A 16,543-nucleotide genomic window follows, 5' to 3' on the forward strand; every position below is an offset into this window, starting at 1 on the left:
TAGGGAGAACCAGATCCATGCTAGCCAAAAAACCTAAAGGCGCGACCGAAAAGCGCAAAACCAGTAGTGTGTCAGGCTTATTATGGATGTTCGTCGGGGCGATACTGACCTTGATGATTGGGGTGTTTATCTACCTCTCGCCATTGTTTGATTTTAGTCCAGCAGATAGTGCCGCCAGCGATGACCCAGACCGTCAGGTACAGCCGCGTGTCGATACCGACACGGATAATGGTGATTATGAGTTTTATGACATATTGCCCAGTCAAGAAATGGCGACGATTCCTGATGAAGACATCGCCGAGGTGGGCAACAGTGCAATAGGCGATATCAATGCCTTTGAGCCGGATGTGGTCGTCACTCAGCCGCAGGATAGTAGCGCCAGTCGTGATGATGAGTCAGACAATGTCGGTATCGCGGATGGCACAGTGACAGCGCCTAATCAAGGCAATGGCGCGGCCAATGGCGAAAACAGTGATGAGATTGTCATTGTCGAAGAAGACGCCACTTACGATGGCCCTGCGCCTACTAGCAATAGTAATGGCGCTAACCGTAGCAATAACTCAGGTGCCGGAACCGCTAGCGTACAGGCCGCCAAACCGGCAGCCACCTACATTTTGCAGATCAATAGCTTTGGTGATGCTGATGAAGCAGATCGTCGCCGCGCCCAAGTACTGATGGCAGGTGTCGATGCAAGAGTGGTAAAAAACACCACAGGTAATGGCTTGCCCATCTATCAGGTCATCTCACGGCCGATGAATAATCGTCAAGCGGTGACCACCGCCCAGCAGCGCCTACAAAATAACGGCATCGACTCTATCATCGTCGAGCAGCGCCGCTAGCATCGGCAGCTTAGGAGGATGATTCGTTTATAAACAAAGGCGTCGCTTACTGGTACGAGCGACGCCTTTTTTATCGTTTATTTTAGGGCGTGTTTTCAATTCACTCGATAGTTATCTAAATGGGCTAAAAATGGCTAAATTTTGCCAACCATCGTCAAATAGCTGGTCAATATCCCGATATGAACGGCGCTATTTTCCTTATTTGACCACAATTTATCTCCAAAAATTACAAAGAGCATGGCTATGACTGTATCGCACGCAGTAGCACCCCACGGTGTCATTAAGGCTTTTTTTCAAAAATATTTTATTGATGCTTTTACTGGCATGGCGTTGGGCTTGTTTGTCACCTTGATAGCTGGTCTTATTATCTCGCAAATCGGTGGTTGGTTAAATTTGCCAGCACTGGTGGCTGTCGGCAAGCTGGCTTCAGTCATGATGGGGGCGGGTATCGGCGTGGGTATTGCGTACTATCTAAAAGCACCGACGCTGGTGATGCTCAGTTGCTTGGTCGCTGGTATGCTCGGTGCCCACTCCGAGGCGCTAATGGTAGGGACGCTATTTACCGCTCAGGTAGGCGCACCTGCGACTTTTGTCGCCATACCAGGCAATCCGATTGGCGCGTATTTGGCATCGGTATTTGCGTATCGTGCTGGTACGTGGGTCGCAGGTAAAACCAAACTTGATATTTTGTTGGTACCATTGGTGGTATGTAGTGCGGCGTTGCTGGTTTGTGCCCTACTTAATCCGCCCATAGTCGCTGCCGTCAGCGCTATTGGACAAGGTATCCAAGCAGCTACTGAGCTGCAGCCGTTATTGATGGGGGTGGTGATAGCTGTGGTGGTGGGGATTTTGCTGACACTTCCCACCTCCAGCGCTGCCATCTGTATCGCTATCGGGCTTGGCGGGCTGGCAGGCGGTGCGGCAGTGGTGGGCTGTGCGGCGCACATGATCGGCTTTGCGGTAGCGAGCTTTAAGGACAACGGCATGAGCGGGGTGATCTCTCAGGGGCTTGGCACCAGTATGCTACAGATTCCCAATGTACTAAAAAAACCATTGGTGCTATTGCCTGCGGTCATCGCAAGCGCCATCGTCGGCCCTATTGCGACCGTCGGCTTTGGGCTGGCATGTACCGCAACTGGCGCTGGCATGGGGACGGCAGGGTTGGTCGGGGTATTTGGCGTTATCGAGGCCTCGCAAGGACTGATGAGCACCGCACAGCTATGGACGGCGATTGTGTTATTGATGTTTGTGCTGCCAGCCGTGATTGCCGGTGTTGTCGCTTATGTGATGCGGCGTATGGGCTGGCTGGTAGAAGGTGATATGAAGCTACCTTAAGTATTACTATGATGGTTATGCATACCGCAAAAAAGCCCAGTTTATTTTCTTATGGATTTTTTATACGCCTTTTGTGCGCTTGGGCATATATATTTATGCATACAGACGAGCGGACACAAAAAAGCGCCTGAGCACTGCTGCCAGACGCTTTTTTAGGATTATTGTCAAGATAGCCTACCATTTGTCCTGCTATCTTTGGTCATGCTCAGATTAAGCAATTTTAGGCGTTTTGCCTTCATTGATGACCGACTCATCGACCATCACGGTTTTGGCGTTTTTCATCGATGGTAGCTCATACATGGTTTCTAGCAAGGCGTTTTCTACGATAGAGCGCAGACCACGCGCGCCTGTTTTGCGCTCCATGGCTTTTTTGGCGATGGCATCGAGGGCTTCTTTGGTAAACTCAATCTCAGCGCCTTCCATATCAAACAAATACTTGTACTGTTTGACCAGCGCGTTTTTTGGTTCGGTCAAGATTTGCACCAGCGCTTCTTCATCCAGCTCTTCGAGCGCGGCCAGTACCGGCAGACGACCGATTAGCTCAGGAATCAAACCAAACTTAATCAAATCCTCAGGCTCGACTTGCTGAAGCAAATCTGAGCTACGGCGGCTGTCGTCTTTTGAGCTGACATCCGCATTGAAACCGATACCGCCTTTTTCGGTACGCTGCTGAATCACTTGGTCGAGGCCAGCGAACGCACCACCAACGATGATGAGGATGTTGCTGGTATCGACTTGGATCAGCTCTTGCTGTGGATGCTTACGGCCACCATGAGGCGGGATAGCAGCAACTGTACCTTCGATTAGCTTGAGTAGGGCTTGCTGTACGCCTTCGCCCGATACATCGCGCGTGATAGACGGGTTGTCGCCTTTTTTGCTGATTTTATCAATCTCATCGATATAAATGATACCTTGCTCAGCTTTGCTCACATCATAGTCAGCCGCTTGCAGTAGTTTTTGCACAATGTTTTCGACGTCTTCACCGACGTAGCCTGCTTCGGTCAAGGTGGTGGCGTCGGCCATGGCAAAAGGCACGTCGAGCAGGCGCGCTAAGGTTTGCGCGAGCAGTGTCTTACCAGAGCCGGTCGGGCCAATCAGCAAAATATTGCTTTTTGCCAATTCAACCATGGCATCATCAGCGCCAATCTTGGCTGTTTTGTTGTCATTGGCCAAAGTCTGGCTGACTTTTAGACGTTTATAATGGTTATAAACCGCCACTGCCAAGGCTTTTTTGGCCGCGTCCTGCCCGATGACATACTGATCAAGCTTGGCGCGTATCTCTTTTGGCGTTGGTAGTTTTTTATTGACCCACGAGGTGTCAATATCGCTATCGTCGCTCTGCTCGGCGCTGTCTGCGATTAAGTCGGTACATAGCTCGATGCACTCATTACAGATATTGGCGTCGTCAGAGGCAATGAGCTGTTGTACGTCACTTTTGGCTTTGCCACAAAATGAGCACTGTGGGGTGTTATCTTCTGCCATAAAAGGCGCTCCTAAAATTTAAAGCTTATAAGTATTCTGAGTATGTCCATCAATGCCCAAACAGCAAGTGCTCAGGCATAAAATGTAACAAAATGGCTGCGGATATCGCGATGATGGCGCGGCGCCCAAAGCCTACAACGAAGTCGGACGACGCTCTAGTACTTCATCGACCAGACCGTACTCTTTGGCTTCTTGCGCATCTAGCCAAAAGTCACGTTCGACGTCTTTTTCGATTTTTTCAAGCGGCTGGCCGGTGCGCTCAGCCAAAATGCGGTTTAGGCGATCACGGATTTTGAGGATTTCACGGGCATTAATCTCGATATCGGTCGCTTGACCTTGCGCGCCGCCTGATGGCTGGTGAATCATCACGCGTGCATTGGCAAGTGAGTAACGCTTGCCTTTTTGGCCTGCTGCCAATAGGAATGAACCCATGCTATACGCGCCGCCCATACAGATGGTCGATACTTCAGGCTGGATAAAGTTCATGGTATCAAAAATTGCCAAACCGGCACTGACTGAGCCGCCTGGTGAGTTGATGTATAAATGAATGTCTTTGTCTGGGTTTTCTGCTTCCAAAAATAGCAACTGAGCAACGATAAGATTGGCCATGTGGTCTTCGACTTGACCGGTCAAAAAGATCACACGCTCACGTAGCAAGCGCGAGAAAATATCAAACGAGCGCTCACCACGTGAAGACTGCTCGACCACCATGGGTACTAAGGCAGACTGCGGAGCGCTTTGGATGTTTTGTACGTCGTTGTGCGCACTCATCAACATATCAAAATACGGGTTGGCGGTGATGCGATCATAATCTGTCATAAAGATGTCCTATGTATAAGTCCATAAAATAAAGGGTTTGAGGGTAGCGAGTGGCTAAACTTTGCTGACGGCTTATCATTGTAAATACGGCCGTTTATACCTAGCACGAGCCAGATGCCATAAAACTATCACTATAAAACCATCTAGGTGTCGCTAAAAAATAATTGAGCTAATGGTAACTTTTTTATTGAGGCAATAGTAACTTTTTAATGTGAAAATTGATAAATGACTGTCTATTAATAAGGCGTGTGCAACCATTTATCAAGGGGTTGGTCGTAAACGATGATGAAAAACACTCAATAGAAAGTCAGTCAGTGTGGGCGTACGTGCCAGTACTCTATCCATCAATAACTATCTACCAAGAAAAATGCCCTAACACAATGGTTAGGGCATTTTTGTATTACCTTGGTCGTCGTTACCAATGATCACCCGTGCTTAGCGATGATCGTAATGGTCTGGCTGGACGACTAAGCAAGATTACATTGCTTGCTGCTGCTGAGCGGCGAGCAGGTCTTGGTAGCTGACTTCTTTGTCAGTTACTTTACCTTGGCTGATCAAATAGTCGACCACTTGGTCTTCTAGTACCACAGACTCGATGTTGGCGCGTTGCTCCTTGTCATTGGTATAGTACTCGATGACTTCGCTTGGGTCTTCGTAGTTTTCTGCCGCTTCTTTGATGAAGTTTTCGACACGCTCTTGATCCACTTCTAGACCTTTGGTATCGATGACGCGAGCGACGATGATGCCAAGACGGGCAGCACGTAGCGCTTGCTCTTCAAACAGCTCATTTGGCAGCATGTCTTTGTCAAAGCTGTCAGCGCTAGCGCCGAACTGCTGAGAAAAACGCTGCATCATCATGTTGCGCTGACGCTCGATTTCTTGCTCTAGCATGGCGTTTGGTACGTCAAACTCGTTCTTTTCTAGCAATGCATCAAAAGTCGCTTGCTTGACTTGGCTACGCGCAGCGTTTTTGATTTCACGTTCCATGTTTTTGCGTACGTCTTCTTTTAGCTTCTCAACGCCGCCTTCGGTCACGCCAAATAGCTCTAGGAACTCGTCGTCGATTTCAGGTAGCTTGGCTCTTTCCACCAATTTTACATTGATTTTGAACTGTGCTTCTTTACCGGCTAGGTTTTCTGCTTGGTAATCTTCTGGGAAGGTCACATCAATGACTTTTTCTTCGCCAGCTTTCATGCCTTTGATACCCGCTTCAAAACCAGGAATCATCTGGTTGCTACCGATGACCAATTTGAAGTCTTCAGCTGAGCCGCCTTCAAATTTTTCGCCGTCGATAGAGCCTTCAAAGTCAAAGGTCACTTGGTTATCTTTGGCTGCTTTGCCTTTCTTTTCAACATACTCTTGACGCTGCTTTTGCAGGTTTTCGATCATGGTGTCGACGTCTTCGTCACTGACGGTTGCAGTGTGACGCTCAACTTCGATTTCATCGATACCTTGTACGTCGATTTCTGGGAAGATCTCAACAGTGGCTTGATACACCAAAAAGTCGTCTTCTAGTTTGACGTCGTCGATGTTTGGCATGCCAACGGCGCGGATGTCTTCAGCTTTGATCGCTTCAAAGACCGTATCACGGATCACATCGTTGATCACTTCTTGCTGGATGCCCGCACCGTACTGTGAGCGGATGTGCGACATTGGCACTTTGCCTTTACGGAAACCGTCGATTTTGGCGGTTTTCGCCACTTGGCTGATGCGGCCTTCTACTTTGTTTTGGATTTTTTCTACGGGGACTTTAACCGTCAGCTGAGTCTCTTTATTAGATAGCTTGTTGGTTGTGACTTGCAAATCTGTAGCCATGTTAATTACACCTTTAGGGTTAAATAATAATGATAGACAATCGCACGTCAAAATACGGGCGTGTGCTGCTGATTGCCGTTGGAATAAATAGGGGATAGTGATAGCGCGCAGTCGCTCAGCTGGCCTTTAAGCAATCGCCTCAGGCGTCCCTATAACCTAACTGCGCCACGGCTATAAGGCCAAGCGCTGTCAGGCAGCGTTTGAGTACACGCTATCAAATATCAATAATAAACCGTTTATGCCGCGCATAATAACGCTTTTTGCTGAATTATACAGGCAAATAACGGCCTTCAACAAAATTTTAAAAGTAGAACAGTATAATCTATCTGTTTATTAAAGTAAAAATTATCTGTTTGCCTATTGTTTGCCTATAAAGCGTTCTTTATTTACCTTATGTTTGATGACATGCATCATTAGCGCTAACGCTGTTTTAGAGCGCGTCAACTGTCATAGCGGTAGCTGCGCCAATAACTGCCGAATGGCTTGGCCGCGGTGACTGATGCTGTTTTTGTCAGCGGCGCTAAGGCTGGCGGCCGTCGTTTGTAGCTTGGGCAGCCAAAACAGGGGGTCGTAACCAAAACCACCATCGCCATGTGGCGCGTCTAATATCTCGCCTTGCCATAAGCCTTGTGCGATAATCGGCAGCGGGTCGTCGGCATGGCGTACCATCGCCAGCACACAAACAAACATGCCTTTGATAGGCGTATCTGGCGAGGCGGCGCGAATAGGCTGCAAATCAGCGATGAGCTTGGCGTTGTTTTTAGCATCATGACCATGCTCGCCGGCGTAGCGCGCCGAATAGATGCCAGGCGCGTTGCCCAATACGGGCACGCATAACCCTGAGTCATCTGCAATGGCAGGCAGGTTGCTGGCTCGGCTGGCATGCCGCGCCTTGATGATGGCGTTTTCTACAAAGCTGAGCCCATCCTCGATGGCATCATCGATATCAAGCTGGCCTTGCGGGACGATCGTCACATCCAAATCTGCCGCCGCAAATAGACGTTTAAACTCAGCAAGCTTGCCTTTGTTATTACTGGCGAGTACCCACTGGCTGGCAGCGATTGCCTCATTTGGCGATGGTACAGGGTGACCAGATAGTTGGCCTGTGGTAGTGCTCATAAAATCATTCCATCAAGTCGAGGGACAAAAAAGACGTTACCAGTAAATGGGTTAGGCTAAATAGAGTAGGCATGCATAATGGCTCGCATCCGCCCATTTATTATACCGGTTAAGCTCAAACAACCAGATAGCATGGCTCGATAAATAACCAATTGCTATACAGGTTGTATCGTCCATAACATTTAGTAACTGATATTGCCGCGTACTGTTGCTATAATAGGTGCCAAGATTCAGTGAATGATATCTTATAGCTTGTGAATATTAAGTTAATAAACGCTCGCGAAGTCAAACACTTGGCTTTCGGGCAAAAAATAACACTAATGTTACTTTTGGATTCATGACAATACGTGGTATTGTGAGTAAAAATATCATGTATAAACGACAAAAGTATTAAGCGATAAAATTCATCTCAAACAATAAACTCAGCCAATTTAGCTCGGTATGTTGCTTGCCTCTGTGGGGCAGGTGAGATAAGAGCGGCAAATAAGCAAGGATAAAATAATTATGTCAAACATTACTCTACCAGATCTACCTTATGCAAAAGACGCGCTAGAGCCACATATCAGTGCCGAAACGCTAGAATACCATCATGACAAGCACCATGCGGCGTATGTCAATAAACTAAATGACTTGCTACCAGGCTCTGGTTTAGAAGACAAGACATTGCCAGAGATCATCGAAGCCACGGCAAAAGATGACAGCAAGCAAACCATGTTTAATCAAGCCGCGCAAGTATGGAACCACACGTTTTACTGGAACTGCATGACCCCAGAAAACGGCGGCGGCGAACCGACTGGTGATCTCAAAGCAAAAATCGAAGAAGATTTTGGTAGCTATGACAAGTTCCGCGAAGAGTTTAAAAACGCAGCAACTTCACAGTTTGGTTCTGGTTGGGCTTGGCTTGTCGCTGATAAAGTCGGCGGTAAACTATCAATCGCGAAGACTGGTAACGCTGACAACCCATTGGCCCATGGTCAAGTCGCGGTATTGACTTGTGACGTATGGGAGCACGCTTACTACATCGATTATCGTAACCGTCGTCCTGACTATGTTGACACCTTCCTAGATAAGCTAGTGAACTGGGACTACGCAAACGCGAAATATAAAGGTCAAGATGCTGGTGTTGAAGAGTAATCTTTAAGACTTAAGGTTTTGATATAAAAAAAGAGCGCCGTTTGGTGCTCTTTTTTTTGTGGGCGAGATAAAATTGCGGTTATTTTTAGAACACTTTATCGATGCATTACAGAAAGTAAGTGATCGCCAGCGAACCTTTATCAGAAAAAAAATGTTCAGCAGCGCTATAATGATTTTCAATAAAAAATGGAATTAACACGGAGGGAGCTCGTGAACAAAGCGCGCATTGCTGTACTTGCCATATTGGCACTCTCGGTCATCAATTTGTGCTTTGTGATATTTAGCAACTTGGTCGGGATGCGGGCGCTGACTGACTACTCACCGATGGTGATGACGCTATTTAATGTGTCTTTGATTACCCTTGGGCTGCTCAGTGTGTGGCAGCTGTTCACGGGGATTGACGGTCATGCGATGCGTGGCAAGATACTGCTGTTGCTCGCGGTGGAGTTTTTTGCGGTTTATGCGGCGGACATTGCCAATATCTTCCCGCGCTCGGCAGAGCCGATGGGGCAAACGCTGTTTATGCTAGAGGTATTTGGCGCGGCGCTCGCGGTATTGTTGTTTGTCAGTGCGGGTTGGTATATGAAAGCGGTTTCTGTGCCTGAATCTATGTGATGGGCGTGGGGTAATGTGAAAAAAGGACACGGTGGGTGTCCTTTTTTTTATTATTAAATAGCTTTATTCATCATATCCGTAATCAGGTTCTAAAGTTCCAAAGTCAATTGATGTTATAGGGTCTACAACTTCTACATCTTCAATATCCACATCTGATAAATCACCATTTAGGTCGCCACATATAGTGACTAATATGGCAGATTTAAACTGCTCTTCAGCAGTAGTTACAATCCCACCTAGTCCAACATAATCACGATCTATTGAGTCATAGTGAGAAAGAGAAAATTCTCCTTCTACTTCAACTGAGATAATAGCATTCATTTCCAAAACAACGTAATCCTCTGCGTGATCTACTATTTTGAAATCATGATTGGCTAACTCAAAATCACTTAACCAACCATGGCAGCCATCTGGCTCCCAGTAGTGAAAAGAGTCTGCTTCTTGGTCTGGTGTGAAGCCATCAAATTCCATCTCTAAGCTACTACGAATTCTCTGTAAAAAATCAGCTGCATCAATACTATTTTCTTGTTCTAATTGAGAGGTAAGTAAAGACAAGAAGGTAAAAGCTATTTCTTTATTGAACTTGCTTAGTGCATCTGCGAAATATTCAATGTAATCGATATTATCTGACATTTCACAATAGTTCTTCCAGTCGCTATCCTTAGCAACAGCTAAGACTTGAATATCATTTTTTCTTGCCCATGATTCTGTCGCTAAAAGTACAATAGCATCAGGAAATTCATTTTTCTTTTTGCCTGTCGCCGCGAAAGGTGCTTTATTTTGAAAATATTGCTCTAAAAGTTCAGATACTGATACATGTTCTCCGCAATTAAGAACTAAAGCTCCTGAATTGACTATGAATTTATCAATACGACTTGCAGCCAGTTCTTCAATTTCATTACCATCAGTCAAAATTGATTTTGCATCGTTGAGTTCGCTACCCTCAAAAAATAGATGATCTCCAGCATCATTTAGTGCTTTTTCTAAAGACTCTCGAGAACTTTTAACCTTACTTTGTAAGTGACTTGTTACCTCAGCCCTTATGACATCAGGAAATAGGTAGTGTATATTGCTTTTCTGAAATTGGCTTAACTTTCCTAGTAAGCCTTTTTCTAATCTTAAACCATACTGATCGAAAATGGATGTATCTACGAGGATTGCACCATATTCTTTATTTTCATCGGAATTCATTTTCCATCCTTAGATTTTTTTAATGCATTGCTTTTTATAACATAGAAGTAATATGACAATTGTCTACACCAACCTTACTCCAAAACCCCAACCCCTGTCATCACCAATCACCAACTTTATTCAACTATTTCCCAAACCTCACGCCCATCCACCATTTTTTCATCAAACACCCGTTTAAACCCTTGCTGAATCAGCTCAAAACGTGACGGTGTAGGTTCATTATCTACCTTGATAACAGGGGCGTCTATCGGGGTGATGGCTTGCCACTGCGCATTGTCATTGGTTTTATCCGCCAATACAAAACTAAAGAACGCCGTGTCACCTGCCATCATACGCAAATCATCAACGACCAGCTGTTCGGCTGCATCGCCAGTAGTAGAAGTGGCGGGTAGCATTTGGACGCGATACCCTGTCCAATCACCAGAGAACCAGTCAAGACGCTGGGCATAGGGTCGGCTTTGCGCTGGCAGGTTTGCGCGTAGCGTCTGCGCGTTGTCATACTGCGTCAAGTAGCGATATTCAGGCAAGCGGCTATCTAAGGCACTACCGCGTATCTCAATCAGTCTATGCTCATTATCTTCGGCAACGGTACGCCACATGAGTATCGTCGGCAGGACGGGCATGGTTTTTAGTCGTATGGTGTCAATGCCAGCCGCTGCCAAAGTTTGCTCCGCTTGGGATTGGGCGTCGTACTTCAGTCCTAAGCCCAATAATAAATAACTACTGCTGATTAGCAGCAGTATCCAAACCGCAAGGCGTTGACAGTTGATCAGCAGTCCTGTTTTGAATACCGCAAGTTTGCCCCCTTTTATGATGCCCACGATTACCGCTATCAGTAACGGTAAGGTATAGAGGGGATCAATAATAAAGATGGAAGCAATACTGATGGGGGGCATCTGCAACGGGTCATGTAGCGGCCAAAATAGCTGCGTGCCGTAGACCGTAAAGCTGTCCAAGATAGGATGGGTGGTCAACACCAACGTCATGGCGAGTGCTAAGCGCCGCGTTGAATAAGGCAACGGCATATCGCGCCAGTGATGATAGCGACTGATTAGCCAAGCGCCGATGAAACCTACTGCGGTCAGGACAAATAAAGAATGACTAAAGCTGCGATGGTAGGTCATGTCGCTGATGGGGTCGGGGTAGCTAATCAGTACATCCAAGTCAGGCAACGTGCCCAGTATCGCCCCATATAGGTAGGCTTTGCGACTCTGATATTTGCCAAGTAATGCCCCTTGGACGCTCGCACCTAAGACGATTTGACTGAGTGAATCCATAGCGCTCTTATTAAATTAGGGGTTTAGATAATTACAATACGTCAAAGTTATGCGCTATTAGCGCCTCTCGCAACATCGCAATATTATAATAAGCATGAGCATTGACGGTGTTTTGAAAAAAGATATAGAGCGTGTCAAAGTGCTGACGCTGATTGGCAATCGCTTGCGCCCAGTCCTGCATCTCCGCCTTGCTATAGCGATAATCATGACGATCGGCGGCGCTCATCGCGTCCCACCAGTTCAGATTGTTGCCATGCATACGCAGATAGCCGGTGCGCTCGGTGAATATCAATCGTGATGGTGGTAGACCGCTGACTTTAGGATAGTCAACGCTGCACCAAATGAGACCTTGCTGTTTAAAGCTATCGACCACTTGCGGGGTGTGCCATGCGTTATGACGAAACTCGACTGCTAGCGGATAATCGCCAAACCAGCTGACCAGATTGGCCAGATATAGCCGATGCTCACGAGTACGATCAAAGCCATGGGGGAATTGCAATAGTAAAGGTGCGAGCGCATCGGCTTCGATGAGTGGGGATAGGGCGTTTAAAAATGCTTGTGCATGCTCGCTTGTGCCTTTGCGCGCATGGCTAAAGTCTTGATGCAGCTTTACCGCAAACTTCAACTCGCTATCGGCTTGTACATAGGTCTTATCGATCATACCAGCAAAGGCTTTTTGGCCGATGGGCGCGTAAAAGGTGCTATTGATCTCGACCGCGCCGTATTGACGAGCGTATTCGCGCAAAAAGTCTGTCTTTTTGGTGCCGGCTGGGTACAGCGTACCAAGCAAGTCGGTATCGCTATAGCCGCCGGTGCCAAGGTAGATACGCGGTGTCGGGGTACCGTCCATGTTGACCACCCTTTATCGTTTTTAATGTTTATTGCTCAGCTTATTTTTTACGTGACCATAGCCATTCGATGAGTGCCAATAAGGCGTTGGTGTCCTTACTGCCGCTCAACTCACGCAAGATAGCGGCGCGTCCGTCATTAAACAGCGACTGCGCATAGCTGGTCGCCTGCTCAACTCCCATCAGTTTGACATAAGTGGATTTATCCAGTTTTTCATCGCTGCCAGCAGGTTTACCAAGGGTGTCGGTGCTGGTGGTGACATCCAAGATATCGTCTTGGACTTGAAAAGCCAGACCAATATGCTGGGCGCATTCTTGTAGCGCCATGCGTTCTTGCGCGGTCGCGCCAGCACAAATCCCGCCCATCAGCATCGCCGCTTCGATGAGCGCGCCGGTTTTATCACGGTGGACGGCTTCTAATTGGCTCTGGGTAATGTCGGGGTTGGCTTCGGCATTGATATCCAGCGTTTGCCCTGAGACCATACGGCGAGCACGCGGCGCAAATACCGCGAGCAGCTGACTGGCTATCGCGGCATCAAATGGCGCAAAAGTCGGCAGCTCTGCGGTCAGTACCTCAAAGGCGAGGGTCTGGAGCACGTCCCCTGCCAGTAGGGCGGTTGCCTCGGTAAAGACGATATGCGCGGTTGGCTGCCCACGGCGCAGCGCGTCATCGTCCATACAGGGCAAATCATCATGTACCAATGAATAGGTATGCAATAGCTCGACGGCCAATGCCGCTCGGCGCGCCATATCATAATCGGAGTCGTTTTCTAACAGGTTTTCTAATAAAGGGTTTACCGTGTTGCCTTGCGTCATGGTCTCAGAGATATCTGGACTGATAGGCTGCGCCTCGCTTTGCCATCGGTCATCATTCACGCTGGCAAAGGCGCTGGCGACCAGTAGCGGACGCACCAGCTTACCTTGCCCCGTCATCACATATTGGCAGGCATCCAGCAGCGGGCTTGGCAGCTTGGCATACGCAAATAACACATCGATATCTTTGGCAATCTGGGTGCGCACAATCTGATGAAACTGCTTGGTTTTATTATTGATATGGTGATCAGCATTATCATGCGCGCCGTCATTTATACGCAAAAAGGACATAAAGCCAGAAGTAGGAGAGACAGTCATAATCCAACCATTTGTAAAAGAGACAAGAAAAATAGCGATAGTGTAGCATGATAGCTGGCCCTGCTTATGAAGCGCGTATCATCCGCGCCGCGTTTTTGGCAGTTTTTTATCAAAAAACACGCTAAAAAACACAAAAAAAGAAGCCATATGTAATGCAGTACGCCCTGCAACCAACCCTCGTTACGTATTGCCCGTTTTATTTAGTGATTGAATGTGTTGTGATGAGGCGGCTGTCCACTGAGTATACAACTGGTCACTTAAAGCACGTTAGCCACTAGGTAAAGGCGAGTCTCGACTTAAGAGTGACTTGTGAGTATGGTATTCGCTTGTGACAGTGAGGGGCATAATCCCCTACACTAATTGCCGTGGAAATGGGCTGATAAAGGCAGTCGCCGGCGTGAGTGAGCCGGACTGCCTAAACCGTCATCGCTGCATCTACATGCGATGGCGCTCCCCAATCAGCACCGACAGCCGTAGTAGATACCTGTAATATATAAACAAAGCGCCAAACGATGTTGTACAAGCGACGTAAAAATAAGTACATTACTATGAGCGCTGGATAATAAAGATATCTTCACTGTGCGCCCGCTAGTGGTTTGTCGTCATGACGATGTTTGTCTTGATGGCGGCGGCGCACAGTGCTATTACCCATTTTACTAACAGTAACTGGCTATTGATTGTAATCCAAAACGTAGCTTTCGTTATATAGCAAGGAGTTTCAAATGGTATACCAAGGAAATCGCATCACGGTGACAATGCTAGAAGATGGCATCGCCAACATGCAATACAACGCCGAAAATGAGAGCGTGAACAAGTTTGATGCCGAGACCAACAAGCAGTTTGGCGAAGCGGTCAGTGCTTTAGAAAAAGCCGATGACGTAAAAGGCCTTATTGTCACTTCAAGCAAAGGCGTGTTTATCGCGGGCGCTGATATCACAGAGTTTGTTGGCTCATTTAAAAACCCAGAAAACGAGATCAAAGACTGGGTGGTGAGTATCAATGATACCTTTAACCGCTTTGAAGATCTGCCATTTCCAAAAGTAGCGGCTATCAATGGCGCAGCGCTAGGCGGCGGCTGTGAGATGACTCTAGTGTGTGAATACCGTGTGATGAGCGAAAAAGCCAGCATCGGTCTGCCAGAGACTCAATTAGGTATTTTCCCGGGCTTCGGCGGTACGGTGCGTAGTACTCGCGTCATCGGTATTGATAACGCTTTAGAGCTTATCGCGACGGGTAAGCCAAAAAAACCACTTGAAGCGCTAAAGTTAGGCTTGGTAGATGCGACCGTCTCTGCTGATGATTTGCAAGACGCTGCGATTGACCTAGTCAAAAAATGTATCTCAGGTGAGCTTGACTGGCAAGCCAAGCGTGAAGAGAAGCTAGTGCCTGTCAAGCTAAACCAGCTTGAGCAAGCGATGGCGTTTAACAGTGCCAAAGGCATGATCTTCTCTAAAGCCAATCCTAAGCAGTATCCAGCGCCAGCGCTCGCTATCGAAGCGATCGAAAAGCACGTCAATTTGCCACGTGACAAAGCGATCGAAGTCGAAGCAGCTGGTTTTGCCAAAGCGGCAAAAACCCCGCAAGCTGAGAGCTTGGTCGGTCTGTTCTTAAACGATCAGTTGGTCAAAAAACTGGCCAAAAAACACAGCAAAAAAGCACATGAAATCAATGAAGCGGCCGTACTTGGCGCAGGTATCATGGGCGGCGGTATCGCGTATCAGGCAGCCAGCAAAGGTTTGCCAATCATCATGAAAGATATCAAATCTGAGCAATTAGATTTGGGTATGGGCGAGGCCAGCAAATTGCTTGGTAAAATGGTCGAGCGCGGCAAGATGACCCCAGCCAAAATGGGCGAAACGCTAAGCCGTATCCGTCCTACCTTGAACTATGGTGATTTTGCTGAGACTGATATCGTTATCGAAGCAGTAGTAGAAAATCCAAAAGTGAAGCACGCGGTACTCAAAGAAGTCGAAGGCTTAGTCAAAGAAGACGCGATTTTGGCTTCGAATACTTCAACGATCTCTATTACGCATTTAGCAGAAGTGCTTGAGCGTCCAGAGAACTTCGTCGGTATGCACTTCTTTAACCCAGTACACCGTATGCCACTGGTAGAGGTGATCCGCGGTGAGAAATCATCTGAAGAAGCCATCGCGACGACCGTTGCGCTGGCCTCCAAGATGGGCAAGGTGCCAGTGGTGGTCAACGACTGCCCAGGTTTCTTGGTAAACCGTGTCCTCTTCCCATACTTTGGCGCGTTTGACTTGCTGCTCAAAGAAGGCGCTGATTTCGTCCATGTCGATAAAGTCATGGAAAAATTCGGCTGGCCGATGGGTCCTGCTTACCTAATCGACGTCGTCGGTCTAGACACAGGTGTGCACGGCGCAGAAGTGATGGCAGAAGGATTCCCTGACCGCATGAAGCCTGATTATAAAGGGGCGATCGAGCATCTATATGAAAACGAGCGCCTAGGTCAGAAAAATGGCGTTGGTTTCTATAAGTACGAAACCGACAAGCGCGGTAAGCCAAAGAAAGTCGCTGACGATGCCACTTATGAGCTACTTAAAACCACGACAGATAGCGACAAAAAAGAGTTTGATGATCAAACCATCATCGACCGTACTATGCTGGCTTTCTGTAATGAGACCGTACGCTGCCTAGAAGACAATATCGTCAGCACGCCAAGTGAAGCGGATATGGCGATGATTATGGGCGTTGGTTTCCCGCCGTTCCGCGGTGGTCCTTGTCGTTATATCGACCAAATGGGTCTCGATAACTACTTGGCACTATGCGAAAAATACGCACACCTTGGCAAAGCCTATGAAGCGCCGCAAAAGATTCGCGACATGGCAGCCGCTGGCGAGACTTTTTACGCCACAGCGTAACGAGCATACCGTATTAGGATAAGTGGGGTGCGTTTGCTGACGCCGCTATCGGTGAT

Annotated in this window: 13 protein-coding genes; 5 read left to right on the plus strand and 8 right to left on the minus strand. The window is 47.5% G+C overall.

Translation table 11 applies throughout. The features are described 5' to 3' along the window. Window positions 1-17: 17 nt before the first annotated feature. Together JFC05_RS07535 and JFC05_RS07540 are read left to right on the plus strand one after the other, a co-directional pair. On the plus strand, window positions 18-839 hold the full coding sequence (locus JFC05_RS07535; RefSeq protein WP_198336425.1) for an SPOR domain-containing protein: 822 nt from the start codon (window positions 18-20) through the stop codon (window positions 837-839). Between the two features lie 243 nt (window positions 840-1,082). Continuing rightward, on the plus strand, window positions 1,083-2,174 hold the full coding sequence (locus JFC05_RS07540; protein ID WP_244658189.1) for a PTS sugar transporter subunit IIC: 1,092 nt from the start codon (window positions 1,083-1,085) through the stop codon (window positions 2,172-2,174). Between the two features lie 210 nt (window positions 2,175-2,384). On the opposite strand, the gene clpX is transcribed toward JFC05_RS07540, so the two are convergent. The 4 genes from clpX to rdgB form a co-directional block, all read right to left on the minus strand. Further along, window positions 2,385-3,656: an ATP-dependent protease ATP-binding subunit ClpX gene (clpX, locus tag JFC05_RS07545; RefSeq protein ID WP_198336427.1), complete on the minus strand. Its 1,272-nt coding sequence runs from the start codon at window positions 3,654-3,656 to the stop codon at window positions 2,385-2,387. 132 nt (window positions 3,657-3,788) lie between these two features. Continuing rightward, entirely contained in the window at window positions 3,789-4,427 is a 639-nt protein-coding gene (gene clpP / locus JFC05_RS07550) for an ATP-dependent Clp endopeptidase proteolytic subunit ClpP (RefSeq protein WP_172953052.1), read from the minus strand. 525 nt (window positions 4,428-4,952) lie between these two features. Then, window positions 4,953-6,290, minus strand: coding sequence for a trigger factor (gene tig / locus JFC05_RS07555; protein WP_198336428.1), 1,338 nt, complete (start codon window positions 6,288-6,290; stop codon window positions 4,953-4,955). A gap of 447 nt (window positions 6,291-6,737) precedes the next feature. Then, window positions 6,738-7,352: an RdgB/HAM1 family non-canonical purine NTP pyrophosphatase gene (rdgB, locus tag JFC05_RS07560; RefSeq protein ID WP_420850565.1), complete on the minus strand. Its 615-nt coding sequence runs from the start codon at window positions 7,350-7,352 to the stop codon at window positions 6,738-6,740. Between the two features lie 561 nt (window positions 7,353-7,913). On the opposite strand from rdgB, the gene JFC05_RS07565 reads away from it, so the two are divergent. Together JFC05_RS07565 and JFC05_RS07570 are read left to right on the plus strand one after the other, a co-directional pair. Beyond that, window positions 7,914-8,543: a superoxide dismutase gene (locus JFC05_RS07565; protein WP_198336430.1), complete on the plus strand. Its 630-nt coding sequence runs from the start codon at window positions 7,914-7,916 to the stop codon at window positions 8,541-8,543. Between the two features lie 210 nt (window positions 8,544-8,753). Then, window positions 8,754-9,158, plus strand: coding sequence for a DUF8051 family protein (locus tag JFC05_RS07570; protein ID WP_198336431.1), 405 nt, complete (start codon window positions 8,754-8,756; stop codon window positions 9,156-9,158). Between the two features lie 63 nt (window positions 9,159-9,221). On the opposite strand, the gene JFC05_RS07575 is transcribed toward JFC05_RS07570, so the two are convergent. The 4 genes from JFC05_RS07575 to JFC05_RS07590 form a co-directional block, all read right to left on the minus strand. After that, on the minus strand, window positions 9,222-10,349 hold the full coding sequence (locus tag JFC05_RS07575) for a PIN domain-containing protein (RefSeq protein WP_198336432.1): 1,128 nt from the start codon (window positions 10,347-10,349) through the stop codon (window positions 9,222-9,224). 116 nt (window positions 10,350-10,465) lie between these two features. After that, window positions 10,466-11,626 carry a metal-dependent hydrolase gene (locus JFC05_RS07580; RefSeq protein ID WP_198336433.1) on the minus strand — a complete coding sequence of 387 codons (1,161 nt, stop codon included), beginning with the start codon at window positions 11,624-11,626 and terminating at the stop codon, window positions 10,466-10,468. A 31-nt stretch (window positions 11,627-11,657) separates the two neighbouring features. Next, entirely contained in the window at window positions 11,658-12,476 is an 819-nt protein-coding gene (locus tag JFC05_RS07585; protein WP_198336434.1) for a DUF72 domain-containing protein, read from the minus strand. Between the two features lie 40 nt (window positions 12,477-12,516). Further along, window positions 12,517-13,578 carry a polyprenyl synthetase family protein gene (locus JFC05_RS07590; RefSeq protein ID WP_420850566.1) on the minus strand — a complete coding sequence of 354 codons (1,062 nt, stop codon included), beginning with the start codon at window positions 13,576-13,578 and terminating at the stop codon, window positions 12,517-12,519. 749 nt (window positions 13,579-14,327) lie between these two features. Here JFC05_RS07590 and fadB point away from each other — a divergent pair. Further along, window positions 14,328-16,487: a fatty acid oxidation complex subunit alpha FadB gene (gene fadB, locus JFC05_RS07595; protein ID WP_198336436.1), complete on the plus strand. Its 2,160-nt coding sequence runs from the start codon at window positions 14,328-14,330 to the stop codon at window positions 16,485-16,487. The last annotated feature ends 56 nt before the right edge of the window (window positions 16,488-16,543 follow it).

Origin of the sequence: Psychrobacter celer (genome assembly GCF_016107555.1) — a bacterium.
Lineage (GTDB): Bacteria > Pseudomonadota > Gammaproteobacteria > Pseudomonadales > Moraxellaceae > Psychrobacter > Psychrobacter celer.